General features: G+C 60.6%; 25 protein-coding genes. 8 read left to right on the forward strand and 17 right to left on the reverse strand.

The window, feature by feature from the left end; translation table 11 throughout:
• Nucleotides 1-21: 21 nt before the first annotated feature.
• Both BTUS_RS08445 and BTUS_RS08450 read left to right on the forward strand, forming a co-directional pair.
• Nucleotides 22-1,062: a YkvI family membrane protein gene (locus tag BTUS_RS08445; RefSeq protein WP_013075690.1), complete on the forward strand. Its 1,041-nt coding sequence runs from the start codon at nucleotides 22-24 to the stop codon at nucleotides 1,060-1,062.
• A gap of 85 nt (nucleotides 1,063-1,147) precedes the next feature.
• Nucleotides 1,148-1,975, forward strand: a complete 828-nt coding sequence (locus tag BTUS_RS08450) for a YitT family protein (RefSeq protein WP_041303986.1) — start codon at nucleotides 1,148-1,150, stop codon at nucleotides 1,973-1,975.
• Nucleotides 1,976-2,058: 83 nt separating this feature from the next.
• Here BTUS_RS08450 and BTUS_RS08455 read toward each other — a convergent pair whose 3' ends face one another.
• From BTUS_RS08455 to BTUS_RS08485, 7 genes are all read right to left on the reverse strand, one after another.
• Nucleotides 2,059-2,838, reverse strand: coding sequence for a menaquinol-cytochrome c reductase cytochrome b/c subunit (locus tag BTUS_RS08455; protein ID WP_013075692.1), 780 nt, complete (start codon nucleotides 2,836-2,838; stop codon nucleotides 2,059-2,061).
• A 42-nt stretch (nucleotides 2,839-2,880) separates the two neighbouring features.
• A complete protein-coding gene (gene qcrB / locus BTUS_RS08460) occupies nucleotides 2,881-3,552 on the reverse strand; it encodes a menaquinol-cytochrome c reductase cytochrome b subunit (RefSeq protein ID WP_013075693.1) in 672 nt (223 codons plus the stop codon).
• Between the two features lie 3 nt (nucleotides 3,553-3,555).
• Nucleotides 3,556-4,101: a QcrA and Rieske domain-containing protein gene (locus BTUS_RS08465; RefSeq protein WP_013075694.1), complete on the reverse strand. Its 546-nt coding sequence runs from the start codon at nucleotides 4,099-4,101 to the stop codon at nucleotides 3,556-3,558.
• Between the two features lie 247 nt (nucleotides 4,102-4,348).
• Nucleotides 4,349-4,825: a hypothetical protein gene (locus BTUS_RS08470; RefSeq protein ID WP_013075695.1), complete on the reverse strand. Its 477-nt coding sequence runs from the start codon at nucleotides 4,823-4,825 to the stop codon at nucleotides 4,349-4,351.
• 159 nt (nucleotides 4,826-4,984) lie between these two features.
• The gene (locus tag BTUS_RS08475) at nucleotides 4,985-5,566 is read right to left on the reverse strand and encodes a YpiB family protein (RefSeq protein ID WP_013075696.1); all 582 of its coding nucleotides are present in this window, start codon (nucleotides 5,564-5,566) and stop codon (nucleotides 4,985-4,987) included.
• A gap of 134 nt (nucleotides 5,567-5,700) precedes the next feature.
• Nucleotides 5,701-7,056, reverse strand: a complete 1,356-nt coding sequence (locus tag BTUS_RS08480) for a helicase-associated domain-containing protein (protein WP_013075697.1) — start codon at nucleotides 7,054-7,056, stop codon at nucleotides 5,701-5,703.
• Nucleotides 7,031-8,692, reverse strand: a complete 1,662-nt coding sequence (locus BTUS_RS08485) for a DNA repair helicase XPB (protein WP_013075698.1) — start codon at nucleotides 8,690-8,692, stop codon at nucleotides 7,031-7,033. Before BTUS_RS08485 ends, BTUS_RS08480 begins: the two co-directional genes overlap by 26 nt.
• A 230-nt stretch (nucleotides 8,693-8,922) precedes the next feature.
• On the opposite strand from BTUS_RS08485, the gene BTUS_RS08490 reads away from it, so the two are divergent.
• The 5 genes from BTUS_RS08490 to BTUS_RS08510 all read left to right on the forward strand — a co-directional run bounded on the left by BTUS_RS08490 (nucleotide 8,923) and on the right by BTUS_RS08510 (nucleotide 13,500).
• On the forward strand, nucleotides 8,923-10,098 hold the full coding sequence (locus tag BTUS_RS08490; RefSeq protein ID WP_013075699.1) for an ABC transporter substrate-binding protein: 1,176 nt from the start codon (nucleotides 8,923-8,925) through the stop codon (nucleotides 10,096-10,098).
• Nucleotides 10,099-10,182: 84 nt separating this feature from the next.
• Nucleotides 10,183-11,061: a branched-chain amino acid ABC transporter permease gene (locus BTUS_RS08495; protein WP_013075700.1), complete on the forward strand. Its 879-nt coding sequence runs from the start codon at nucleotides 10,183-10,185 to the stop codon at nucleotides 11,059-11,061.
• Nucleotides 11,062-11,070: 9 nt separating this feature from the next.
• Nucleotides 11,071-12,042 (forward strand): branched-chain amino acid ABC transporter permease, encoded by a 972-nt coding sequence (locus BTUS_RS08500; protein WP_052300738.1) that lies wholly within the window; start codon nucleotides 11,071-11,073, stop codon nucleotides 12,040-12,042.
• On the forward strand, nucleotides 12,029-12,796 hold the full coding sequence (locus BTUS_RS08505; protein WP_013075702.1) for an ABC transporter ATP-binding protein: 768 nt from the start codon (nucleotides 12,029-12,031) through the stop codon (nucleotides 12,794-12,796). Before BTUS_RS08500 ends, BTUS_RS08505 begins: the two co-directional genes overlap by 14 nt.
• Nucleotides 12,796-13,500 carry an ABC transporter ATP-binding protein gene (locus BTUS_RS08510; RefSeq protein WP_013075703.1) on the forward strand — a complete coding sequence of 235 codons (705 nt, stop codon included), beginning with the start codon at nucleotides 12,796-12,798 and terminating at the stop codon, nucleotides 13,498-13,500. Before BTUS_RS08505 ends, BTUS_RS08510 begins: the two co-directional genes overlap by 1 nt.
• Before the next feature lie 59 nt (nucleotides 13,501-13,559).
• Here BTUS_RS08510 and aroA read toward each other — a convergent pair whose 3' ends face one another.
• The 10 genes from aroA to BTUS_RS08560 form a co-directional block, all read right to left on the reverse strand.
• Nucleotides 13,560-14,861, reverse strand: coding sequence for a 3-phosphoshikimate 1-carboxyvinyltransferase (aroA, locus tag BTUS_RS08515; protein WP_013075704.1), 1,302 nt, complete (start codon nucleotides 14,859-14,861; stop codon nucleotides 13,560-13,562).
• Nucleotides 14,862-14,915: 54 nt separating this feature from the next.
• Complete coding sequence (locus BTUS_RS08520; protein WP_013075705.1) at nucleotides 14,916-16,034, reverse strand: prephenate dehydrogenase; 1,119 nt, start codon at nucleotides 16,032-16,034, stop codon at nucleotides 14,916-14,918.
• A gap of 13 nt (nucleotides 16,035-16,047) precedes the next feature.
• On the reverse strand, nucleotides 16,048-16,869 hold the full coding sequence (gene trpA / locus BTUS_RS08525; protein WP_013075706.1) for a tryptophan synthase subunit alpha: 822 nt from the start codon (nucleotides 16,867-16,869) through the stop codon (nucleotides 16,048-16,050).
• On the reverse strand, nucleotides 16,866-18,068 hold the full coding sequence (gene trpB, locus BTUS_RS08530; RefSeq protein ID WP_013075707.1) for a tryptophan synthase subunit beta: 1,203 nt from the start codon (nucleotides 18,066-18,068) through the stop codon (nucleotides 16,866-16,868). Before trpB ends, trpA begins: the two co-directional genes overlap by 4 nt.
• Complete coding sequence (locus BTUS_RS08535) at nucleotides 18,052-18,693, reverse strand: phosphoribosylanthranilate isomerase (protein ID WP_013075708.1); 642 nt, start codon at nucleotides 18,691-18,693, stop codon at nucleotides 18,052-18,054. The genes trpB and BTUS_RS08535 overlap by 17 nt, the downstream gene beginning before the upstream one ends.
• Nucleotides 18,690-19,487, reverse strand: coding sequence for an indole-3-glycerol phosphate synthase TrpC (trpC, locus tag BTUS_RS08540; protein WP_013075709.1), 798 nt, complete (start codon nucleotides 19,485-19,487; stop codon nucleotides 18,690-18,692). The genes BTUS_RS08535 and trpC overlap by 4 nt, the downstream gene beginning before the upstream one ends.
• Nucleotides 19,484-20,548 carry an anthranilate phosphoribosyltransferase gene (trpD, locus tag BTUS_RS08545; protein WP_013075710.1) on the reverse strand — a complete coding sequence of 355 codons (1,065 nt, stop codon included), beginning with the start codon at nucleotides 20,546-20,548 and terminating at the stop codon, nucleotides 19,484-19,486. The genes trpC and trpD overlap by 4 nt, the downstream gene beginning before the upstream one ends.
• Nucleotides 20,549-20,684: 136 nt before the next feature.
• A complete protein-coding gene (gene aroB, locus BTUS_RS08550; protein WP_013075711.1) occupies nucleotides 20,685-21,818 on the reverse strand; it encodes a 3-dehydroquinate synthase in 1,134 nt (377 codons plus the stop codon).
• Complete coding sequence (aroC, locus tag BTUS_RS08555; RefSeq protein WP_041305460.1) at nucleotides 21,815-22,975, reverse strand: chorismate synthase; 1,161 nt, start codon at nucleotides 22,973-22,975, stop codon at nucleotides 21,815-21,817. Before aroC ends, aroB begins: the two co-directional genes overlap by 4 nt.
• A 285-nt stretch (nucleotides 22,976-23,260) precedes the next feature.
• Nucleotides 23,261-24,262 carry an RluA family pseudouridine synthase gene (locus tag BTUS_RS08560; protein WP_123809265.1) on the reverse strand — a complete coding sequence of 334 codons (1,002 nt, stop codon included), beginning with the start codon at nucleotides 24,260-24,262 and terminating at the stop codon, nucleotides 23,261-23,263.
• Between the two features lie 451 nt (nucleotides 24,263-24,713).
• On the opposite strand from BTUS_RS08560, the gene ytxJ reads away from it, so the two are divergent.
• On the forward strand, nucleotides 24,714-25,055 hold the full coding sequence (ytxJ, locus tag BTUS_RS08565; RefSeq protein WP_013075714.1) for a bacillithiol system redox-active protein YtxJ: 342 nt from the start codon (nucleotides 24,714-24,716) through the stop codon (nucleotides 25,053-25,055).
• Nucleotides 25,056-25,093 lie beyond the last annotated feature (38 nt).

Here is a 25,093-nt window from a genome sequence, read left to right on the forward strand (position 1 = left end):
TACCATCGAAGGAGCTGTCCCATGAACAGAACACAGTGGCGAATGGCGCTGAGTGTGGGGTTTACCTTTATGGGCACCATCGTAGGTGCCGGATTTGCCTCGGGACAAGAAATCCTTACATTTTTTACTCGTTTTGGGAAGGCGTCTTACGCCGCCATCGCATTGGCAATGGTCCTGTTCGGCGTCGTGGGCAGCCGGATTCTCGTCCTCGGAGCCGCCCTGGACGGCCGCTCCTCCCGGAGCTTGACCCTTCATCTCCTCGGCCCCCGAATCGCCCCGGTGGTGGACGCGACCATGGGGCTCATGTTGTTCGGCGTAACAGTGGCAATGCTGGCCGGGGCCGGCGCCCTTTTCGAGGAGCGCCTTCGGCTGCCTTTTTCCCTGGGCGTCATCGTCACCGCCGTTCTGTGCTACTTGACGGTGTTATTTGGTCTCGGCGGCATCATGAAAGCGAACGATATCATCGTTCCCCTGATGATGCTCACCAGCGCATGGATCTCCTTCCATCACTTCGGCCCCCGCTCCATTCCCTTTGACCTGATCCCGCTGTCTCCCTGGTCTTCCGCGAGCTCCGCCGTATCTTACGCCGCTTTTAACATCGGCCTGTCCTCCTCCGTCTTTATTCCTTTAGGGCGACAAATCCGAGATCCCCGGGTCCTTCGGGCCGGCGCCTGGATCGGCGCGGTGGGGATGGGGGTTATGCTCCTGTGCGCCAACGCCGCCTTGTCGCGATACTGGCCGGGCATCGCGGATCTGGAGTTGCCCATGGGGCGATTGGCCAGTGAGCTGCACCCCGGCGTCCACGCCTTGTTCATCGCGGTCCTCTGGGGTGAGATCTACTCCACCCTGATCGCGAATGTGTTTGGACTGATCCACCTGGTACAGGATTTGGGCCGGCGGATCCACCCCGGAACCATCGCTGTGCTTTTGCTGGTGGCAGCCTTTTTCGTCAGCCGCATTGGATTTTCGAATCTCGTGCACGCCTTGTACCCCTTCTTTGGCTATGTCAGTCTCCTGCTCCTGTTCCTTCTCCTGTGGCCGAGGCGATTGCCCCATTCCTGAGGGATCACATCCCCCAACGCCCGGAAATCGGCGCCCTTGTGAGGCCCCCTGCCGCTGTGATACGCTGATCCCGGGTGAGACGAGCATGCGAGCAATGGCGTTCAAGTTTGTCGGCATCGCCGCGGGGGCCCTGATCTTCTCCATCGGACTCAATAACTTTCTCATCGCCAACCACCTTTCCGAAGGAGGGTTCGTCGGTTTGGCCGTGATCGGCTGGTACCTCTTTCACATCCCGGTGGGGGCGACCTTTTTCCTCCTCAACGGCCCACTGCTGTGGCTGGGGGGAAGATTGTTCGGCCGGGAATTCGTCATCAAAACCCTTTGGGGGGTGGCCGCGGTTTCAGTTTTTTCCGAACTCACCAAAGGACTCCAAACCCCAGTGGATGATAAGCTCCTCGCCGCCCTGTACGGAGGCGTACTCTCGGGGATCGGCCTGGGGATCGTCTTTCGCTTCGGGGCCACCACCGGGGGCGCCGATGTCATTGCCCGGGTTGTCAAGCATTTTTGGGGAATCAGCATGGGGAAAGTTCTCTTTTCCATCGACCTGGTGGTCATCGCCATGATCGCCGTCCTCATTGGTCGGCAAACGGCGATGTACTCCCTCGTCGCCCTTTTCGTCTCCGCCAGGGTGGTGGATTTCGTCCTGGAAGGCGTGTCCGCCGCCCGGGCAGCCACCATCATTTCAAACCACAGTGACGAGATCGCTGAGCGGATTCATCGGGAACTCGAACGCGGCACCACCCTGATCCCCTCAGTCGGCGGCTTCACCGGAACCCAACGAACCATGATTTATACAGTGGTTAACCGAGATGAAGTCATCCGATTGCACCGGATTGTGAAAAGTGTAGACCCCGAAGCTTTCGTCGTCGTCAACAACGTCCACGACGTGCTCGGCGAAGGATTCACCCGCTGACACAAAAAGGCCCGGTGGACGCCGGACCTTCATACCTTTATGCCCTGGGCGGCGCCGACCGAGCCTCCTGACCGCTCCTGCCATTACTTCTGCTTTTGTTTCGCCAGCCACGCTGCGACCTGCTTGACTTGATCGTCCGACTGCAAGCCACCCTTTGGCGGCATGATGTTCGGATAGCCCGCCACGGGTTTCGGATCATTGATGTAATCCACCAGTTGGGTCTCGTTCATCTTATTGCCGATTCCCAGCAATTTCGGCCCTACAGCTCCTTCGAGATTCGCTCCGTGACAGCTGGCGCAACTCTGGGAGAAGATCTGGGCGCCGGGATCGTTCGGGTCGACTAAGGGACCCGCGGTACCACCGGATTGACTGCCCGGCGTCTGAGCCTGGGGTCCTTGTTTAGCCAACTCCGCTTGATGCTCCGCTTCAGCCACGTATGTAAGCCAGATCATGAAAAATACTGTCAACACCATCGTTGCCGTGGCGATGGGCCGCTGGAACGGCCGACGGGTTTTTCTCCGGTCCAGCCACGGAAGCATCAACAAGCCGATGGTCGCAATGGCGGGGATCACCACCGTACCCATCACCACATATTTGCCGGGAAAATATTTTAATAGTTGGTACAGAAATAGAAAATACCAGTCGGGAACCGGGATAAATGAGGTATCCTCGGGATTCGCCACCTTCTCCAACCCCACCGGGTTAAACACCACCCAGAGGATGAAAGCGACGATGAACACGGCGCCAACAATCCATTCCTTCAGGAGGAAGTTCGGAAAAAAGGGCTCCGTCCCCGTCGGAATGTCTTTGTCGCGCTTAAACCTGGGGGTTCCCGGGATGCGTTCCCGATAATTCTCTGCCATATCTGAGACCTCCTTCTTTGCAATCCCCTGCCGCGCCACTCATTATAGCGGACCGGAAATCCCCTGTTTACGGATCATGTAGAAGTGGGCCGCCAACAGGATCAGCAAGAACGCAGGGAGGAAAAACACGTGAATCGCAAAGAACCGCGTCAACGTCAACGCACCGAGGGTGTCGCCCCCCACCAAAAGCGTCCGGATATACGGCCCGAGAATCGGGACTGTAGAGGCAATATTGGTGCCGACCGCGGTGGCCCAATACGCCTTTTGGTCCCAGGGAAGCAGATAACCGGTGAACCCAAACATCATCACCACGAGAAAAATCAGGACACCGACGATCCAATTCAGTTCCCGCGGCGCTTTATAGGATCCGGTGAAGAACACCCGGAGCATGTGCAAGAACATCATAATAATCACGAGGCTGGCGCCCCAGAAGTGCATGCCGCGCACAATGTTGCCGAGGAGAACATCGTTGGTTATGTAGTCGACACTCTTGTACGCGTTGACGATATCCGGCACGTAGTACATGGCCAAAAACATTCCGGATAGAATCTGGGTCACGATGATCAGAAAGGTGAGTCCACCAAAGCAGTACACGAACGCCGACATTTTGTTTGCCGGATTGACGTGAGCCGGCACGTCGTAATCGGCGATGTCCCGCCAAATCGGCGTCACGTTCAGGCGCTCGTCTATCCAGTCATACAGCTTTTCGAACATGCATTACACCGTCCTCTGATGGATAGGTCCCAACAAGACCCGCCCATTGTCCACTTTAACCTCATATACGTCGAGAGGTCTCTGGGGCGGCGTCGTCGGATCGTTGATCCCATATTTCGTATAGCGGCCGCCGTGACACGGGCAGTGAAACCACCACTGGCCGTCGGTGGAGGGAACCGGATTGCCTGCGGCATCCACCGTCCCGTTCACCTGGCACCCCAAGTGGGTGCACCTCGGGGACATGGCCAAAACCTCTTGTCCTTTGAGGATCACCCAGGCCGTCATTGTCGCCTCCCCCTGGATCCAGCCATCCGCCTGGGCCACCTTAAAATGAATCTGTTTCGGCAAATCCTGGTTAAACTCCCCGATGCTACCGACCTCCACGAATCGGGAACCGGTGGTTCTGCGCAAGGGATCGAGGGAAAACGTCACCAACGGAGCCAAGATCGAGGCCCCGATGAACGCACCCGTCCCTCCCAGGGCATAGGTCAGGAACTGACGCCGGGTCCACTCTCGCCCCCGGTGCGAGTGCATAGCTTCATCCCGCATGCTTCTCGAACCTCCTCAGGATTCGATCCGCACGCGCAGGCTTTCCGGCACACCCACAGAAATGGTGCAATCTCCCTTTCCCATGTTACCGCCGCTGCAATCTGGGTGTCAACGCGCCCCCCGGATCCACCCGACTCCTCCCTCGTCCCCTATCATTGTAAACGGCATGTTTCAATACGGGAAACAGGAGCTCGCCACAAGAATATGAACACTTTGTGCCAATCCGCCCGGCGTGCATCTGCTGTTTTCAGGATGTCTGAAACTGCCCCCATCTATGCACCACCTCCTCTGCCAAGCGGCCGCGCCACATTTCCACGGCGTGGTCCAGGCCCCCCGGCACAGCCACCTGGGCCAGGACCTGCTCTCCCGTCAAGGAAAGGAGAACCAGATCCCCCTCGTCCTCGGCGCTCACCCCCTCAAGCTCCGGAATCTCCACTCCCACCGCCACCAAGGGACCCGTGCTGCCGAGCCGCTGTTTCCACATGCGGGCCCGCCGCAGAAACTCGCCGCCTTGGACACCGTCTTCAAGCAACATGACCGGAAGCCGGAGCACGCGACCGGACAGGCCTTGTTCCAAGGCGATGACGATCTCCGACGCCACCCGGGCATAAAGCCCCACCTGTCCCCGGGGATCGGTGCATAGGGGGGCCCCGCCCACGGCCAGGGTATCGACGAGCGTTTTCATCTCTTCCCAACGCGCCACCTCGATGTCGCCCAAAAGCATCCCTTCCGCCTCCTTGAGTAACCCTGCTCTTCCTAGCAGTGTACAGAAAAAAAGAACTCGACAAAAGTCGAGCCCTCCCCTTGTCCCGGCATCGGGGTCATCGCTTGCCGTTTCCCGTGGATCCGGTTGCATCACGTTCGCAGCGACCCAGTGAATGGCTCACATGTTCTCCTCCGTCCCCACCGATCGGATGGCCGCGTCCGGGTCTCCGAGGCGGCGCAATTCTTCGGCCGCCTTTTCAAACAGTTCCCGATCACCCAACTCCAATGCCCGATCAGCCGCCTCCATCCAGTGCCGATACAAGACCTCCCGATGGATGGCATCAAGAATCCAATAAGCTTGAAGTTCCAGAAAAAACGCGCTCTGCCGTTGGCTCGATCCGATCGGTCGTTCTAACACCGCCAAATATTCCGCGCAAGCGGCGCGATTGCGGAAAAACAGGCTGATGTAAATGTCTTCATTGGGAAACTGCCGAATGTCCCGGAACGCATCGGCGACACTGGTGGTCACTCTTCCATTCTTACAAAACCGAAAAGGGGCCGTGTCCACGCAGGTGGCGGAAATGAGCAACGTCTTCGGCAGGTTTCTCAGGTCGTCCGCAAAATGGACCCGCTGCAAAATGTGTTCTTGGTTGCACAAATACCGAAGAAGCCGCCCCGCCTCTGGACTTCGCAGCTCATAGCGCTGCAAAAACCATTGAAGAAACTGTTTTTTATCGGAGACCCGGATGACTTCCCCCATGCCGATCCCCTCCAATCCCACGGAATCCCCAGAGGACCTTGCCCCCAACATCCCGTGCCGTCCCGTCTCAAAAAGATCAAATATTCGCGCCTTGTATGAAACATTATATTCGACGAAGGCCGTCGATTTTCCTTCTACGACGGCCCTTTCGCCCATTGCAAAATTTGTGTTTCGACGTTACCCGGAACCTCGTGGCGGCAGTGTCGCCGCAACCAGTTCACCATATCGGCACCGCTCCACCCGCGATCCACCGCCCCCCGCACACTGCGGCGGGTGAGACGATACACCGGAAACCCTTCACCGCTCACGGGTTCAGCAAAGGCACCCAGATCAAGGGCCAGGCGCGCCACCCAGCGGGGCTCGACGAGGATGTCAAAATGCGGCTGAACGACGATACCCCGGCTTTCTTCGGAAACCCTTGGCTCATCCGCGACCGTCCAGGGACCCCCGGCCATCTCGCTTCTCCGGTACACCCGCTTCCCGTCTTCCCCGGTCCCGCACTGCAAAAGCCCGAAGTGCACGAGCATGGCGTAAATCCTCCGGTGCTTCACAGTCTCGGCGTCCTCATAATAATAACCTTGTACATAAGGAACCAAAAGGGCATCGAGACGATCCTCCCGGACCCACCCCCCGGCGCAAGCTTCGGACAGCCAGATCAGTGCCATAGGCAACTCCGGAATCGCCCGGCGATACAAGTGCCGCCAGAAAGAGAACATCTCTTTCCATTTGTCCCCGTCCGACCGGGCCAGCCATGCCCGGGCCCGGGCTCCCAGGGCCAAGCGCTCCGGGCCTTCTTCCACATAGCCCTTTGCGTAGCAGAAATCGTAAATTATTGCAAATCGATCGGGATAATCATAAAACCGCCGCCCGTACCCAAACCGCCATGTGACCGGGGCGAGAGGTTCCTCCCGAATCTCCATCAATTGAAAGATCTGCTGTTGGTGTCTCCGGTACAGCACGCCCTCCCCGGTCAACTCTGGTTCCCGCCGGCCGACATAGGACAGAAAGACTGCTGTATCCCGAACCATGGCCAAGCTCTCATCCTTCCACACGAGCGGTTCCGGGACATGATCCGCTCCTTCTCGGCTCTTCTCCCGAAGCCACTGCCTCACCCCGTCCCGAACCTCATCCGGCAGATGGTACAAGACGTGAGAACGGGACGACCGCAGGGGAAACATCCACCCCATTTCCATCACTCGGTCCGCCACTTCCCGCCACTCCACTCCTTGGCCGAATACCCGGCCCACCAAGGCCCGGAGGTCTTCCGCACTCCATACCTCCCGCTCGCAGGCCAGGGCGATCACCACGTCTTTGATCAACGGGGGAAATTCCTCAATCCGCCGGAAAATCTCTGTCCGGCGACCCATTTCGGCCACAATCCCTTGGATCAGGGACATTTTGGAACTCGCATGAAAATCCCCTTCGTAATGCACCGCGATCCGCTGTAACGCGCCGACATCCGATTCATTGAGACACTCCGTCAAACGCATGTTCCACCCCTGCCCGCACCGTGAAGATTCGATATTCATACCCTTGCTCTGCCAAAAACTGCTGCCTGCGCACCGCCGTCTCCACCTCCTCGGTGCCCTCGGTCACCAACATGTACAACCGCGCTCCCCCTCCGTCTTTTTTCAGACGAAGAAGGCGCCCGAGGCGCTGGGCCTCTTCCTGCCGGGAGCCAAAATTCCCGGACAACTCCACCGCCACCCGGGCATCCGGGAGATCCACCGCCGTGTTGGCCACCCGGGACAAACACAGGACGGGAATTTCGCCCCGGCGAAAGGCGTCATAAGTCTCCCGGCGCACCCGCTCGGGTGTATCCCCGGTGATATCCGGTGCACCGAGCCGATGGGCCAGTTCCCGAAGCTGGTCGAGATAATGTCCGATCACCAGCACCGGTGTACCCCGGTGCCGGGCCACCAGCTCTGCGGCCACCTCGACTTTTCGAGGATTTGTCGCGGCAATTCGCCACCGCTGACGGGATTCGGCCTGGCGGTACGCTTCCTCCGCCGCGGGGTCCAGGGGGACCCGCAATTCATAACATTCCGCCCTGGCGATCCACCCCTCCTCTTCCACGGTGCGCCACGGCAAGTCAAAACATTTCGGGCCGATCAGGCTGAACACCTCAGTCTCCCGGCCGTCTTCCCGCACCAGGGTAGCGGTGAGCCCCAGTCGCCGGCAGTTTTGGATTCCGGCAGAAAAACGAAAGATCGGGGCGGGAACCAGTTGCACCTCATCATAAATCACCAACCCCCAGGGGTGACGGGCGAGCTCCCGGAGATGCGGCATGGCTCCCCTGGGATTCTTCCACGTCATCAAAGCGTAGGTGGAAATGGTCACAGGCTTGATCACCCGTTCATCTCCAGCGTAGACGCCGATGGAATCGGGGGCGATCTCACATTTGTCTTCGATCTCGCGCTTCCATTGGTAGGCGGCGGTGGTGGTGGAGGTGAGAACGAGGGTCTGCCGGCGATACCGGGCCATCACCGCCAGTCCCACGATCGTTTTCCCGGACCCGCAGGGCAGGACCACGACCCCGCTGCCCCCGTGGCGACCCTCGTCAAAAAAGGCCTGCACCGCCTCTTCTTGATAGGGGCGAAGAATCACGGTCCCCTTCAGAGCCACGTCGAGGGGTTCCCCCGGGGCGTAACCGGCCATGTCCAGCACGGGATAGCCCAGGGATAGAAGCTGCCGCTTGATTTCGCCTCGTTGTCGCGCCGGCACCGTCCAGCGGTCGCCTCGCTCCTGGAGGCCGGACTGCTGAAGGGCGTGGCGCACGTCCTCGGACAGGGGTTGGCGCGCCAGCAACTGATACCTGTTCCCGGACTTTTCGAGAACGAGCCCTCCCCATCGATTCATGGTGAAAACAATCCACTTCTGCACCGGATAGGGGATGGGCCCCATGGCTAAATCCCGGAGCGTTTCCAGCACGTCCCGGGACCCCCATCCCAGAGCGCAGGCGTGCCAAAGGCTGAGTTCGGTGATCCGGTACTCCCGAACCTGCGGCGGACTTTTGATCAGTTCGGCGAAGATGGCGAGGGCGCGGACGGCTTCTTTCGCCCGGGGATGATCCATGTAACACCACACTTTGCGTTCGGTCCCAACGACCAGAGGACCCCTCCGCACCGTGATCCCCCCTCACACTTCCCGTCTTAGGATGGCCCATCCCCGTATGGGTTATTCGAAAATGCCGAATATGGGCGTGATCCACCGATATGGGACATAAGGCCTACCCCTTATCTAAATTCGCCCTTTTTCTTATTCTTTCAGCCTCCTACAATGCCTGCACTTTCATCTCATAGTGCAGTATGATTAGGAATGGTATATGTCAGCATTTCCTTCAAGGGGGTCTCATCATGAAAAAACCATGGTCAGTGGTCACGGCGCTGCTGCTCGGCAGTGCACTGCTGACGGCCTGCGGTTCGGGATCGGGCACGACGGGTGCCGGAAGCGACACCATCAATCTCGGTGCGAATCTCGAACTTTCCGGCCAAGTCTCAGCCTACGGGAGCTCGGCCAAAGATGGCATGCAATTGGCCGTGGACGAAATCAACCAAGCCGGCGGCGTCCTTGGCAAAAAGTTGAACTTGATCGCGTTGGACAACCAGTCTGATACCACCCAGTCGACCACTATTGCGCAAAAATTAATCGAACAAAAAGTCGTCGCAATCTTGGGCCCGGCCACAACGGGCAACACCATGGCGGAATTGAACGTCGCCACCGACGCCAAGATTCCGATCATCACACCCACCGGAACGGCCGCCAAGATCACCGTGGATCCGAATACGGGCAAGGTGAACGAGTACGCTTTCCGCACCTGCTTCATCGATCCTTTCCAAGGCACGGTGGGCGCTGATTTTGCGAGAAAAGACCTGAACGCGAAAACAGCCGTCCTCTATGTGGCCCAAGACAGCGATTATGCCAAAGGTCTGGCGGACGCCTTTAAGAAAGAGTTCGAGAAGCAGGGCGGCAAGGTGATCGACTCTGAGCAGTACACCTCCACCGACTCTGATTTTCGGGCGACCCTCACCCGGATCAAGGGCATGAATCCAGATCTGTTGTATATTCCAAACTATTACCAGGACGTCGGCAAGATCATCAAACAGGCCCGGGAGCTGGGCATGAACCAGCCGATCCTGGGCGGGGATGGGTATGATTCCGACACCTTGGTCCAGATCGCCGGCGCGAAGAACACCAACAACGTATTTTTCACCAACCATTACTCCTCCGATGATCCGGACCAGAAGATCCAGGATTTTGTAAAGAAATTCCAGGAAAAATATAATCGGAAGCCGGACGGATTCGCCGCCCTGGGCTATGATACTGTGCGCCTCGTGGCAGACGCCATCAAACGGGCGGGCTCGACCGATCCCGTGAAGATTAAAGACGCCCTGGCCCAGACCAAGAATTTCGACGCCGTGACCGGGACGATGAGTATCGACGCCGAGCACAATCCCGTGAAGGCTGCGGTGGTCATTGAGATGAAAGACGGCAAACAGGTCTTCCGGACCAAGATTCAACCCACCACCTGACCAAGGCACAGCCGGTGGGCGGAATGATCAATCTCGCGCGAGGGGGGGCAATCCCCCCTTTGCCGTGTGAAGAGGGAGGGTAGTATGACCACATTTATCCAACAACTTGTCAACGGCTTATCGGTGGGTAGCATCTACGCCCTCATCGCCCTGGGATACACCATGGTCTACGGGATTATCAAGCTGATCAATTTTGCCCATGGTGACGTGTTTATGGTCGGGGCCTTTGTGGCGTATTTTTCCTATACCGTGTTCCATCTTGGATTCTTGGGGTCCCTCATCGTCTCCATGGCCGCCTGTGCCGTGCTTGGCGTGGTGATCGAGCGGTTTGCGTACCGACCGCTCCGCAAATCCACGAGAATTGCGGCGCTGATCACCGCCATCGGGGTTTCGCTCTTTCTCGAGAATGCGGGGATCATCGCGGTGGGCGCCCAGGCCCGGGGCTATCCCAGCATGTTGCCGAACAGTTCGATCAACCTCGGCGGCGTCACGATCAGCGTGCAGCAAATCGGCATCATCGTTCTCAGCGTGGTGCTCATGGTGATTCTTCAATTCATCGTGCACCGGACGAAGATGGGCAAGGCGATGCGGGCCGTCGCCTACGATGCCGAGGCTGCCCAATTGATGGGGATCGACGTCGACCGCACGATCTCTTTTACCTTTGCCATCGGTTCAGCCCTGGCGGCGGCCGCCGGGGTGATCTATGGCGCTTACTACAGTGCCATTGATCCGTTGATGGGCATCATGCCGGGACTGAAAGCGTTCATCGCCGCGGTGCTCGGCGGAATCGGCGTCATCCCCGGAGCGATGGTGGGCGGTCTGGTGTTGGGGATGATCGAGACCCTGGTTCAGTCCCTGGGCTTTTCTCTGTGGCGGGACGCGGTGGCCTTTGCCCTGCTGATCCTGATCCTGCTGGTCAAGCCCGAAGGTCTTTTCGGCAAACACGCCAGGGAGAAAGTGTAGGTGACGCCGATGCAGGAGAAAAAACGAGGCGCTCTGGCGGGACGATGGTCGTTTTGGGCGTGGATCGGCATCGGCCTCGCGTTGTACGCCATCATCGGCCTTCTGATCGATAACGGTATCATCGACTCGTATATGGCGCTGATCGTCTACCAAATGTGCCTGAACGTGGTCCTGGCGGTCAGCCTCAATCTCATCAACGGATTTACCGGTCAGTTCTCCATTGGGCACGCCGGGTTTGCCGCCGTGGGCGCTTACGTGTCGGCGGTCCTGACGGCGAAGATGCAACTGCCCTTTTTCCCGGCACTCATCATCGCCGCCCTGGCCGCCGCAGTGGCGGGGCTGCTCATCGGCATCCCAACCCTTCGCCTGAAAGGCGACTACCTGGCGATCACGACCCTGGGGTTCGGGCAGATTATCCAGGTGATCCTGATCAACCTCCAGTATGTGGGCGGAGCTGCGGGCATGACGGTGCACAAAGAAACGAATTTTACGTGGCTGTACTTCGCCGCGTTGATCACGGTGGTGGTGATTGCCAATTTTGTCCATTCCAGACATGGACGGGCCTGTATCGCAGTGCGGGAAAACGAAGTCGCCGCCGAAATGATGGGGATTAACGTCACGTATTATAAAGTGCTGGCGTTCTCCATGGGCGCGCTTTTCGCCGGAGTCGCCGGCGCATTGTCCGCCCACACGTTTTACTTTATTAAACCGACGTCTTATGGGTTTTTACAGAGCTTCAACATCCTGGTCATCGTGGTGCTCGGAGGCCTGGGGAGTATCACCGGATCGATCCTGGGCGCCGTGGTATTGACGCTCATCACCGCGTTCTTACAGGATTACCCTCAATGGCAAATGGTCATTTACTCCCTGATTCTCGTCCTGATCATGATTTTCCGGCCCCAGGGGCTCATGGGAACCAAGGAATTTCGCCTTTCCGCCATCGGGCTCGGACGAAGGAGGGACGAACATGCCGCTCCTTGAGCTGGACAAAGTGACGTGCGAATTCGGAGGGTTGCGGGCGGTTTCCGAGGTTTCACTGCACTTGGATACCGGGGAATTGGTGGGACTGATCGGCCCGAATGGAGCGGGGAAAACCACCATCTTCAATCTGTTGACAGGAGTCTATGCCCCCAGCGAAGGGCGGATCCTCTTTGACGGTGCATCTCTTGTCGGGTGGGCGCCCTGGCGGATCAATCGGGCGGGGATCGCCCGGACCTTCCAAAATATCCGCCTGTTCAGCGACATGACAGTTTTGGACAACGTCAAGATCGCCTACCACAACCACGTGCGGCACGGGGTGATGTCTTCCATTCTTCGCCTGCCCACGTATTTTCGCGGGGAGCAGGAGATCGAAGAGAAAGCGCTGGCCTTTCTGAGCTTGTTTCATTTGGAAGAGAAAAAGCACGAATTGGCCCGGAACTTGCCGTACGGGGAGCAAAGGCGGCTGGAGATCGCCCGGGCCCTGGCCACAGAACCGAGGCTTTTGCTCCTGGACGAGCCCGCAGCAGGGATGAACCCTCAGGAAACCCGGGAATTGATGGACCTCATCGCTTTTATCCGGGAGCGGTTTTCCCTGACGATCCTCTTGATCGAGCACGACATGTCCTTGGTGATGGGAATCTGCGAACGGATCTACGTCCTCGACCACGGCATGGTGATTGCCCATGGCAGCCCCGAGGAAATTCGGTCGAATCCCAAAGTGATTGAAGCCTATCTCGGGGAGGTGACCTCGTGATGTTAATGATCCGGGATCTGAACGTGTATTACGGGGTCATTCACGCCTTGAAAAATGTGTCGCTCACCGTGGATCAAGGGGACATCGTCACCTTGATCGGGGCGAACGGCGCCGGCAAAACGACTCTTTTGCGCACCATTTCCGGGCTCATCACCCCCAGGAGCGGAGATGTGCAGTTTGAAGGGCGATCCCTGGTCAAGACGCCGGCGAAAGAAATTGTCCGAATGGGCGTTTCTCAAGTGCCCGAAGGTCGGCGGGTATTCGCCACCATGACGGTGGAAGAGAATCTCGAGATGGGGGCGTATCTGCGCAAGGACAAAGACGGGGTTCAGAAGGACCTGGAGATGGTTTACAGCCGCTTTCCCCGCCTTCAGGAGCGGCGTCGCCAGTCTGCGGGCACTCTTTCCGGAGGCGAGCAACAGATGCTGGCCCTCGGTCGGGCGCTCATGGCCCGTCCGAGGTTGTTGCTCTTGGACGAACCTTCCATGGGGCTGGCACCGATCCTGGTCCAGGAGATTTTCTCCATTATCCGGGAAATCAACCAAGCGGGCACGACCATTCTTCTCGTGGAACAAAACGCCCACATGGCCCTTTCCATCGCCAACCGGGCGTATGTGCTGGAGACCGGACAGATTAAACACAGCGGACCCGCCGCTGAACTCGCCCAGAGCGACGAGGTGAAAAAAGCGTACCTCGGGGGTTAGATCCCCGGGGTGCGCGGCACCTGTCCTCTCCCTTTCCGGCCATCCCCTCTTTTGACTGCTCACTCCTCGACCCGGACCCGGGCTCCCAATTCCCGAAGTAAATCAACGAATCCGGGGAAGGACACGTCCGCCGCCTCCCACCCTTCCACCACCGTCTCCCCTTCGGCCACTAGGCCCGCCACGGCCATCGCCATGGCGATTCGGTGATCGCCGTGGCTGCGGCAGTGGGCGCCCTTCAGCACCCGCCCCCCCTCAATCATGAGGCCGTCTTCCAATTCCGCCACCTGGACGCCGAATTTGCGGAGTTCTTCAGCCACGGTGCGAATGCGGTCCGTCTCTTTGACCCGTAGTTCCCGAGCGTCGCGAATCTCCGTGGTTCCCTCGGCCGCGGCCGCCGCCACGGCGAGAATGGGAATCTCATCAATCAGCCGCGGGATCAAAGAACCGCCGACCGTCGCCCCCACCAGGGGCCCGGACCTGGCGGCGAGGCGGGCGGTGGGTTCACCGGCCTGGGGTTCCCCTTCCTCGATCTCGAACTGCGCACCCATGGCGCCAAGGACGTCGAGAATCCCCGTGCGGGTCGGGTTCACGCCGACGTCTTCCAGGATCAACTCGCTCCCTGGAACGATCAGTGTGGCCACCAAGAGAAAAGCTGCGGATGATAGGTCCCCCGGGATCCGCATGTCCATCGCTCTCAACCGCGCCGGCCGACCGATTTCGGTGTAGCCGCTCCTTTTGGAAATCGGCGCTCCGAGGGCTTTGAGCATGCGCTCGGTGTGGTCCCGGGATGGTGAGGGCTCTCGTACGCCGGTCACCCCGGAGGCAAACAACCCGGCGAGGAGAATGGCCGATTTCACTTGGGCACTGGCGACGGGCATTTGATATTTAATCGAATGCAGATCTGCTCCTCGCACCGACAGGGGAGCCAGATCCCCGTCCCGGCGGCCGTCGATCCGGGCACCCATACTGAGCAATGGCTTCGCGACCCGGCCCATGGGCCTCCTGCGGATCGACGCATCACCGGTCAGACAACTATGAAAGGTCTGCCCGGACAACAGACCCAGCAAAAGCCGAATGGTGGTGCCCGAGTTGCCCACATCGAGGACATCGTCGGGCTCCTGGAGTCCATGCATGCCCACCCCGTGCACAATCACAGTGCCATCCTCTATATCCACAGGGACGCCGAGAGCGCGCATGCAAGCCACCGTGCTTAAACAGTCTGCGCCGAACAAAAATCCCTCCACCCGGGACACCCCATCGGCCAGGGAGGTAAACATGACCGCCCGGTGAGAAATCGACTTGTCCCCCGGCACCCGGACTTGTCCCTTCAGCGCCCCGGCCATTTCAACGATCAATTTCATCTAAGCCACCCCCGTGCCGGTCCCGCCGCCCCGCCGGGGGAGGAACCTGCGCTCTCACATGCGCGGATCGACCTTGAATCCATGATCGGCGAGCAGCCGAGCCGCCTGGTCCCGGCCGTCCTCGGTATCGAAGGTCAAACTGAGTTGGCCATCCTCGTCTTCCCGGCTCTCGAGGATGGCAATGTTTCGAAGGTTAATCCCCGCCTCGCCAAGCAGGGTGGCAACAGTGCCGATGATCCCCGGCTGGTCGGGCACGTCCACCGTACATTGAAAAGCCGGCCGAATCGCCCCCCGGCCTCGCACGGGAAGGGCATCTCGCCACCGGGCGGCTTGGCGGAAAAATGTCTCTAACGCCTCGCCGTCCCGGCGATTGATCCATCCGAGGAGCTCCTCAATCTGATCCTTCCATCGTTCAAACAGCGGTCTGAGACGATCTCCGTTTGTCAATAGGATATCCCGCCACATCACCGGATGTCCAGACGCAATGCGGGTGACGTCCCGGAAGCCTCCGGCCGCCAGAACGGCATACAGGGGATCGTCTTCTCCCAACTCGGCCACTTGATGGACCAATTGCGCCGCCACGACGTGGGGAAGATGACTCACCGCCGCCACCAAACGGTCGTGGTGGTCGGGATCGAGAATCAAGACCTGAGCTCCCGCTGCCTGGACCAGATCCCGAATTCGCTGAATCATCTCCGGTTTTTCCCCGGGGGTCGGAGTGAGGACGTAAACGGCGTTCTCGTACAACCGGGGCGACGCCGCCCGGATCCCAGATTTCTCGGAACCCGCCATGGGATGTCCCCCGATGAACGATACGCCTTCTGGCAACACCCGGGTCGCTTCCCGGCAGATCGCCCGCTTTGTGCTCCCCACATCGGTGATGAGCGTGCCCGCGGCCGGATGAAAGGCGGCGATCTCCCGAAGCAGGGCCATCGATTCCTTGACCGGAGCCGCCAGCACCACCAGGTCGGCCTCCTGCACCGCAGACCGAAGGGGCAGCGCCCGATCGATGGCGCCGATCTCCAAGGCGATTTCCAGGTGCTCGGCCGACACATCCACCCCGACAATCTCCCGAGCCACCCCGGCTCGCTGCCACGCCAGCGCCAGGGAGCCTCCGATCAATCCACATCCCACCACGGCAATTCGATGAAGCGCCGGCCCCTTATCCGTCACCGTTTCAATCCCCTCATTTCCCGGCCCTTCGCAAGGGAGCCACCAATGTTCGGGCAAAAGTCTCGAGATCGTCCAGCACGTCGCCGGCATCTTTTCCTTCTTCGGTGATGGCGGCCAGGATGCGCACCAAGGCGCTCCCCACAATCACCGCGTCGGCCGTCTCGGCCACCGCAGCCGCCGCCTCCGGGGTTCCGATCCCGAAGCCCACGCCGATCGGCAGATCGGTGCACCGCCGGATGTCGTCAATGAACCTGGAAAGGTGCTCGGGCATCCGTTTGCGGACACCCGTGACCCCCGTGGAGGACACGGCATAGACGAATCCCCTGGCCGTTCTGCAAATCCGTTCGATCCGCCCGTGGCTGGTGGGTGCGACAAGCGGCACCAGTGCCACCCCCGCCCGGTCGGCGGCCTCCCGTAAAGGAGTCGCCTCTTCCATGGGCAGATCCGGCACGATCACCCCGGCATATCCCGCCTTCGCCAGGTCTTCCGCGAAGGTCTGCCATCCCCAGCGGTAGACGGGGTTTGCATAGGTAAAAGCCACCAAAGGCACCTCCCCCGCCGCCTCCCGAAGGATCGGTCCCAGCCGAAACAAATCGGGCATCTGAAACCCGCCGCGCAAAGCCCGCTCGGAAGCCGCCTGAATGGTGGGACCGTCGGCCAGGGGATCGGAATAGGGCATCCCGATCTCCACAGCGTCCGCCCCGGCCCGGACCAATCTCCGCACCGCCTCCACGGTGACCTCCATCGTGGGGTCCCCGGCGGTGATAAAGGGAATGAACCCGGTTTCCCCCCCGCGCCGTCGTCTCTCCAAGGCAACCTGCAAGGAGGTGCTCATTCCGAATCACCTCCAAGGCCGGACTGTTGCCGCATGAGGGTTTCCACATCTTTATCCCCGCGCCCGGACAGGCTGATCACAACCACCTGATCCGGATCCATCTTTCTGGCCAATTCCAGGGTATAGGCCACGGCGTGGGCGCTCTCCAGGGCAGGCAGAATCCCCTCCAACTCCGCCAATCGGTGAAAGGCATCCAGGGCCTGATCGTCCGTCACGCCCACGTACTTCACCCGGCCGGTTTCATAGAGGTAGGCGTGCTCAGGACCCACCCCGGGATAATCAAGACCCGCCGAGATGGAATGGGCCGGTTTAACCTGACCGTAGCGATCCTGCAAGAGGTACGTGAAGCACCCGTGCAGAATCCCGGGCTCCCCCCCCTCCAAAGCCGCCGCGTGAAGGCCGGTGGACAACCCCTTGCCCGCCGCCTCGACGCCGAACAAACGCACACCCTCGTCTTCGAGAAACGGATAGAAAATCCCCATGGCGTTGCTACCGCCTCCGACGCAGGCGACGATGGCGTCGGGCAGGCGCCCGACCTTCTCCAGGATCTGGGCCCTGGTTTCGTCCCCGATGACCCGCTGGAAATTCCGCACCATCACCGGATACGGATGGGGCCCGCCCACGGTGCCGAGCACGTAAAAGCTGTCCTCCACATGCTCCACCCAGTGCCGGATCGCCTCGTTCATCGCGTCCTTCAGGGTGCCGGTCCCCGACGAGACCGACACCACCTCCGCCCCCAACAGACGCATGCGAAACACGTTCAACGCCTGGCGCCGGATATCCTCTTCACCCATGAACACGGTACAAGACAAACCGAGCCGGGCCGCCACCGTCGCTGTGGCCACCCCGTGCTGACCCGCCCCGGTCTCGGCGATGACCCGCCGTTTTCCCGTATAATGGGCCAAGAGTCCTTGACCGATGGTGTTGTTGATCTTGTGAGCGCCGGTGTGGGTCAAGTCTTCCCGCTTCAGCCAAATCTGCGCCCCTCCAACATGATTGGTCAACCGCTCCGCAAAATACAGCGGCGTCGGCCGCCCGGCATAATCGGTCAAAAACCGGTGCAGGTCGTTGCAAAAACGTTCGTCATCCTTCCACTTGAGATAATCTTTTTCCAGCGCCTCCAGGGCGGACATCAACGTTTCCGGGACGTACTGCCCCCCAAATCGGCCGAACCGTCCCCGCTCATCGGGTTCCGTCATCCCATTCCCTCACTTTTCGAACAAACTGTTCCATTCTCGCCACATCTTTGACACCGGGGACTCCCGTCTCGATCCCCGAGGAAACATCCACGCCATCCGGGCGGTATCCCCGAAGCAATTCCTGAACATTTTCCGGGCGTAACCCCCCGGCGATCCATAAAAAAACCCCTTCGGCACCCTTGCGCCATTCGGGAATGTCTTGCCACCGAAAGGTTTGCCCCCGCCCTCCCCGTTCCCCCGGAACCCCGGCGTCGACGAGCACGGCATCGACGGCGCCCTGATACGCCGCTGCCGCCCCGGGTCTCTCCAGCAGAGCCGAGAAGGCCTTGACCACAAACAATCCCTCATCCCGCAACCGTCGGCAGTCCTCAGGGGATTCAGCCCCGTGCAACTGCACCCCGTCAAGACCCACCCGCCGGACCGTCTCCCTCACCTTTTCAATCCCGGCGTCGACAAACACCCCCATGCAACGAAGACGGGTGCCAGCCCGCAAACCGGCTGCCTGTTCTACCTCCACCCGCCGCTTACTCGGCGCGAACACCAAGCCGATCCAATCTACGCCCAGCCGTTCCGCCGCCGCCACATCCTCTGCCCGGGTAAATCCGCAGGCCTTCACTGTCGTCACCGGGAACCCACCAGGAACTCAATCCCTTCGATGACGTCATCCCGGCGCATCAAACTCTCGCCCACGAGAATGGCCCGGGCGCCGGCCTCTCGTACCCGGCGCACGTCCTCGGGCTCCGAAATCCCACTTTCACTTATCACGAAGGCCCCTTTCGGCGCCCGAGGCACCAGCCGCTCCGTCACGCCGAGATCCACCTGAAAGGTCCGCAAATCCCGGTTGTTCACTCCGATCACATCGGCCCCCGCACCGGCAGCCCGATCCATCTCTTCCTCGGAGTGCACCTCCACCAAAGGCGTCATGCCCCACCGACGGACCTCGGCAATCAACCGTTCCAGCCGATCACTCGGGAGAATTGCGGTGATCAGGAGAACTGCATCTGCCCCGAGACAACGAGCCTCCCACACCTGTCGCTCATCCACAATAAAATCTTTTCTCAGGAGGGGCACATCGGCGTGTTTGCGGATCTGTTCCAAATACCCCGGGTCGCCCTGGAAAAAGGTCCGGTCAGTGAGGACGGACATACAGTCCGCCCCTCCGCGCACATAATCCTTCGCGATGGCGAGGGGATCGAAATCCCGGCGGATCACCCCTTTGGAAGGGGAGGCTTTCTTGACCTCGGCAATCAGCCCGACTCCGGCCCCCGCCCCCCGGCGCGTCGCCCCTTGTTCCAGTGCGGCGCGAAAATCCCTCACCGGCGGCGCGGCGGCCAAGCGGGGCTCCCAGGCCGCCGCGTTTGCCTCCAGGGCCGGGATCTCCCGTTTCTTTTCCTCGACAATCCGCTCGAGGATGGTCACCCCGCCACCCCACCTTTCACCGCTGGGGCGCTCTCGTCCCGCCGCCCGGCCAAAGCTTTCGTGACTTCCACCAGCCGATCGAGCGTTTCCTTCGCCCGACCTTCGTCCAACATCCGCTGGGCTAGAGTCACTCCCGCCTCCAAGGTCGGGGCAATTCCCGCCACGTGAAGGCCGGCCGCCGCGTTCAGAACAACGATGTCCCGGGCTCCACCGCGTTTTCCACTCAGCACGTCCAGAATGATGGCTGCGTTTTCCCGGGCGTCGCCTCCCGCCACTTCACTGAGGGGCGACCGGGTCAATCCTGCGTCTTCGGGATTCAAGACAAAGGTGCGCACCGCCCCGTCCTTCACTTCCGCCACGAAGCTCGGCCCGCTGACGCTCAGCTCATCCAAGTGATCTTCCATCCCGTGCACCACCCAAGCGTGGTTCGCACCGAGTCGCAACAGCACCCTGGCCGTCTTTTCCACGAGATCCTGCGCGAAAGTCCCCATCACCTGGCGTCGGGCCCCGGCGGGATTCGTCAGTGGACCCAAAATGTTAAACACCGTCCGGAAACCCAGTTCCTTGCGCGGCGCCATGGCATGGCGCATCGCCCCGTGATAACTGGGCGCGAACAGAAAACACAACCCCACTTCCTCCAGACACTGGGCCGCTTCCTCGGGGGAGAGGTTTACCTCCACCCCTAAAGCCGCCAAGACGTCCGCACTCCCGCTCCGGCTGGACACGCTCCGGTTGCCGTGCTTGGCCACTTTGGCCCCGGCTGCCGCGGCCACCAACGCCGCCGCCGTCGATACGTTGAAAGTCCGGGCTCCGTCGCCGCCGGTACCGCAGGTGTCAATCACCTTATCCCCATCCACGGGAAGGGGCTGGGCAAACTTTCGCATGGCTTTGGCAAAACCTGAGATCTCTTCCACCCGTTCTCCTTTGATCCTCAAGGCAGTAAGAAACGCCCCGACCTGGGCGTGGGTCGCCTTTCCGCTCATGACCTGTTCCATGGCCGCCTGAGCCTCGGCCTCGGACAAGTCCTCCCCGCGGAGCAACTGTTCGAGCACATCCCTCATCTCGTCTCCACTCTCCTTCACTGATCTCTACTGCTCTCCCTCGGCTCCCAGACGGCTCGAATCTCACGAACCTCCTGAACTTGGTTGCATTCTACTACGCCGGGGAAACTGCGTCAACCCCGGGAAAAACCCGGGTTTACCCTCGAGGGGGAAACTGGCGCCGATGGCGGCCGAGCACCCGCCGCACCGCCTCTTCTGGAATCCCGGTCACAGACCGGGCCCGGCCAATGTCTTCTAACAACACGAAGGTCAACCGCCCACCGATCATCTTCTTGTCTTTGTACATGGGATGGATCAGATCATCATCGGTAAATTCTTCGGGAATCCTCACAGGCAATCCGATTCCTTCTAATAAACGGGCAATCCTTTCGCCGGTCTCGGGTGGGGCCCCCAGCCAGTCTTCGGACAGGAGGGCCGCAAACACCATGCCCACCGCCACCGCTTCGCCGTGGCGATAACGGCGGTAATCTCCCAGTGTCTCCAGGGAATGCCCCAGCGTGTGACCAAAATTCAAATGAGCCCGGGCACCGCTCTCCTTCTCGTCTTCTTCCACCACCCGGGCTTTAATCGCACAAGACCGGGCCAACAGCCGCCCACGGTCCGGGCCAGCAAGGTGCAATAACTCGTTCCCTCGCTCCGCCAGCTCATGAAACAATTCGGCGTCTCGGATGCAGGCGTGTTTCACCACTTCCGCCAACCCCGAGGCCACGTCCCGGGTGGAAAGGCTATCCAGAACCGTGGGATCATACAGCACCAAGCGCGGTTGATGAAAGGCGCCCACCACATTCTTGGCCTCGGGGAGATTGATCGCCACTTTTCCGCCCACCGCCGCATCGTGGGCGAGCCACGTGGTGGGCACCTGGACGAAGGCGATCCCCCGCATATAGGTTGCAGCCACAAACCCCGCCAGATCCCCGACCATCCCGCCTCCCACGGCCCAGATGGTCGAACGCCGGTCCAGTCCCGCCGCCAGGGCCGCCTCCCACAACCGGGATGCCCATTCCAAGGATTTTGTCGGTTCCCCGGCGGGGACGACCGCCGTCTCCACCCGGACCCCCTCGGCGGTCAAAGCCGCGGCCACCCGCCGGGGGTAGCCCGCACGATCCACCGTTTCATCGGTTACGATGAGCTGGGCGGACCCCGGCGATAGTCCCACCTCGCGCATCCATTTTCCCGCCTGGTCCAGGGCGCCGTCCGCAACCACGATGGGGTACCGCCGATCCCCGAGCTCCACCCACACCACGTCCCACACTTCATCCCAAAGGCTCATCGGCGGCTCACCATCTCCATGTACGCCCGGTACTGGGCTTTGACCTCTTCCAAAGAATCCCCGGAAAACTTCTCCCGAAAGCAAAGGGCCAGCACCCAGGCGGTCATCGCCTCGCCCACCACCGCGGCCGCCGGCACGGCACAGGTGTCCGACCGCTCCACACTGGCTTGAAACGACTCTTTACTATGAATATCCACACTCCGCAGAGGCTTGTACAAAGTCGGGATCGGCTTCATCGCCGCCCGGACCACCACGGGTTGGCCATTGCTGACCCCGCCCTCAATCCCCCCGGCGTGATTGGTGTCCCGGGTATACCCCTTCTCCGGATCGTACCCGATCTCATCGTGCACCTCGGACCCCGGCAACCGGGCCGCCGTAAATCCCAACCCCACCTCGACGCCTTTGATCGCCTGAATGCTCATCAGTGCCCCGGCCAGACGGCCGTCCAGTCGCCGATCCGGGTGGGCATAACTCCCCAACCCCGGGGGCACTCCCAAAGCCACCACTTCAAACACGCCACCCAGGGTGTTGCCCTCCCGCCGGGCTTGGTCGATGGCCTCCACCATTTTCTCCGCAGCCTCGGGGTCGGCGCACCGCACCGTGGACAACTCTGCCGCATCGGCAATCTGCTCCAGGGTTTTCGGAAACTTTTTGGCTTCCACGCCGCCGATCTCCACCACATGGCTAAAAATCCGGATGCCAAACGGCGCGAGCAATTGCCGGGCCACCGACCCCACCGCCACCAAAGTTGCGGTATTGCGGGCACTGGAGCGCTCCAGCACATTGCGCACGTCATCGTGGTTATATTTGAGCACCCCGGCCAGATCCGCGTGGCCGGGCCGGGGTTTGGTGACGGGTTTCGCCTCGGGGGGCGGATCCCCTTCCACCGCCATTTTCGTTTTCCAATTCTCCCAATCACGGTTTCTAATCCGCATCGTAAGCGGCGTGCCGAGGGTCAGGCCGAAGCGCAGACCACTGGTGATCTCCACTCGGTCGCTTTCAATGCGCATCCGTCCCCCCCGGCCATGCCCTTGCTGACGCCTTCGCAATTGTTCGTCAATGAGCGCCGACCGGATCGGCAGCCGGCTGGGTAACCCTTCCACGATCGCCGTGAGCTCCGGCCCGTGGGATTCCCCCGCCGTCAAAAAACGCAGCATCCTCAAAATCCTCTCCTTCGCGTCGGCGCGGTGGCGCGCAAACTCGTCATCGTCTCGTTTATTATATGTCGAGCTCCATAGGGCCGCAATGGCGCCGCGCCGATGGGCGATCCGGCGCGCCGCGCCCGGGACGGGCGGCCGGCTTGCCACAACCCCAGGCCGGCCGAACGCCGCAAGCCGGCTCTCCAACGCTTCGATTTTCAGGATCATTCTGCGATGAACATCCGCCAAAGGATCACTGACGCCTACAGGGCAACGACTCGAGGTCGGCGTCGAGGGGTAGAATCAGGTTTCGCCCGCCGGGGCGCCTGTCAGCCACGGGCGCCAAGTCTCGGGGAACGGGGCTGCGACCTCTACGCTGTGCCCATCAGCGGGATGGGGAAAGGTGAGGCTTCGGGCGAACAGCATCAAGGGCAGATTCGGGTGCCGGCTGCCGTACCAACGGTCGCCCAGGATCGGGTGGCCCAGAGCCGAGAGATGAACGCGGATCTGGTGGGTGCGCCCGGTCTCCAGGGAGACGTCGAGAAAGGTGACTCCGCTGAGGGCGCTCCAACGGGGCTCGTCCAAGGGCGAGCCCCGGGGCGCGGCCGGCGCCGGCAACGGGATGAACCTCCGTCCACAGACCCGAGTCACGGCGGGTTTGGCGCCGGCATCCCCCGGTTCGGCTGGACGGAATCTCCCCGGGCGGCCCGGGTCTGGTGCGACGGGAAGCTCAATGCGTTCGGGGATTTCCATGGCGTTTCCCTCCGCGACGACGGAATAAATCCGGTGTATGCCCCCTTCTCGAAGCGCTCGGTCTAAACGGGCGTGGATGTGCGCCGATTTGGCCGCCAGCAGCACCCCGCCGGTGTCCCGGTCCAGCCGGTGAACCAGATGGGGCACCCAGGGCGGGTTGGCGGCGGCCCCCCGGCTGTGGAGAATATCCGCCAGAGAGGTGGTCCCCGGTCGCCCGGTGCGCCGGGCAGGGGCCGGCGCGTGAACGACGAGTCCCGCGGGTTTATCGATCACCAGCACCCAGTCGTCCTCATATAGGATGGGGATGGACGGGTTGGATTCGGTTGTCCCCGCTTTTCGTCCGATCTCCCGCAGGTCCGCCTCCACCCGGTCCCCGGGTTTCATCGGTTTGGCCAAAAAACTGACCCGGCCGTTGACGAGAATTTTTTTCTCCCGCGCCAGGCGACGGATCCTGCGGCCGGACAGCCCGCCCCGGCGCAGAATCTCTTCCAGCGTTTTCCCGCGATCCTCAGCTCCGGCGATATAGCGAAACACTTGCGGTTGTCGTTCCACAGACGTGCGCCTGATTCCGATCAGGCTTCCCCCCTTCACCTCGTTGATCGTCAGGTTCTCAAAGCACAACGTCTCTGCACAGGATTCCCACTGTTGAGATGGTTGCACTCCCGCTTTTAGCCGGTTGCCCGTGGTTACCGTCGGTCACAGGAACGAGCCCCAGCCACGCGCGGTTGATGAACCTGATCCGTTGGGCCCGCATGAGATCATCCAGCCTGAGGCGCCCTGCGACAATCTCCCCTCGTCCAGCCACTGGGTGCGAAAAGTGCCGGTCTCGTTTGACTTTGTCTTGAAGCAAAGTGTATCATTATTAATGTGAAGATTCACAAGGCGCGTCCATAGCGCTCGGCCGCCCGTGCGTCACCTCTATATCCCTCCCACTGTCGGGACTCGGTGCATGTGATGTGGAATCGTGTCCATGCAGATCCATGTAGAAAGGAGTGCTTGGGCGATGCCCCAATGGAGAGAAATCACAACCCATGAGGAGTGGCTGGACGTATTGGAGAAATCTTGTGAACGATCCGTTCTTGTTTTCAAGCACAGTACCAGTTGCCCCATCAGTGCGAACGCATGGAAGGAATTTCAGTCCTATCTGAGCGGAACTCCGGACGAAAACACCGAGTATGTCGTGGTGAAGGTCATTGAGTCGCGCGATGTCTCCAACGCCGTCGCCAATGATCTGAACGTCGTTCACCAATCGCCCCAAGTCCTGCTCATTCGCAATAAAAAGGCGGTTTGGGACACCTCACATCGGAATATTACTCAGAGCGCCATTCGTCAAGCGCTTGGTTGACGGCTCATCCCAAACGGCACCCGCGCGAGCCGGGTGCT

This window comes from Kyrpidia tusciae DSM 2912 (assembly GCF_000092905.1).
GTDB lineage: Bacteria > Bacillota > Bacilli > Kyrpidiales > Kyrpidiaceae > Kyrpidia > Kyrpidia tusciae.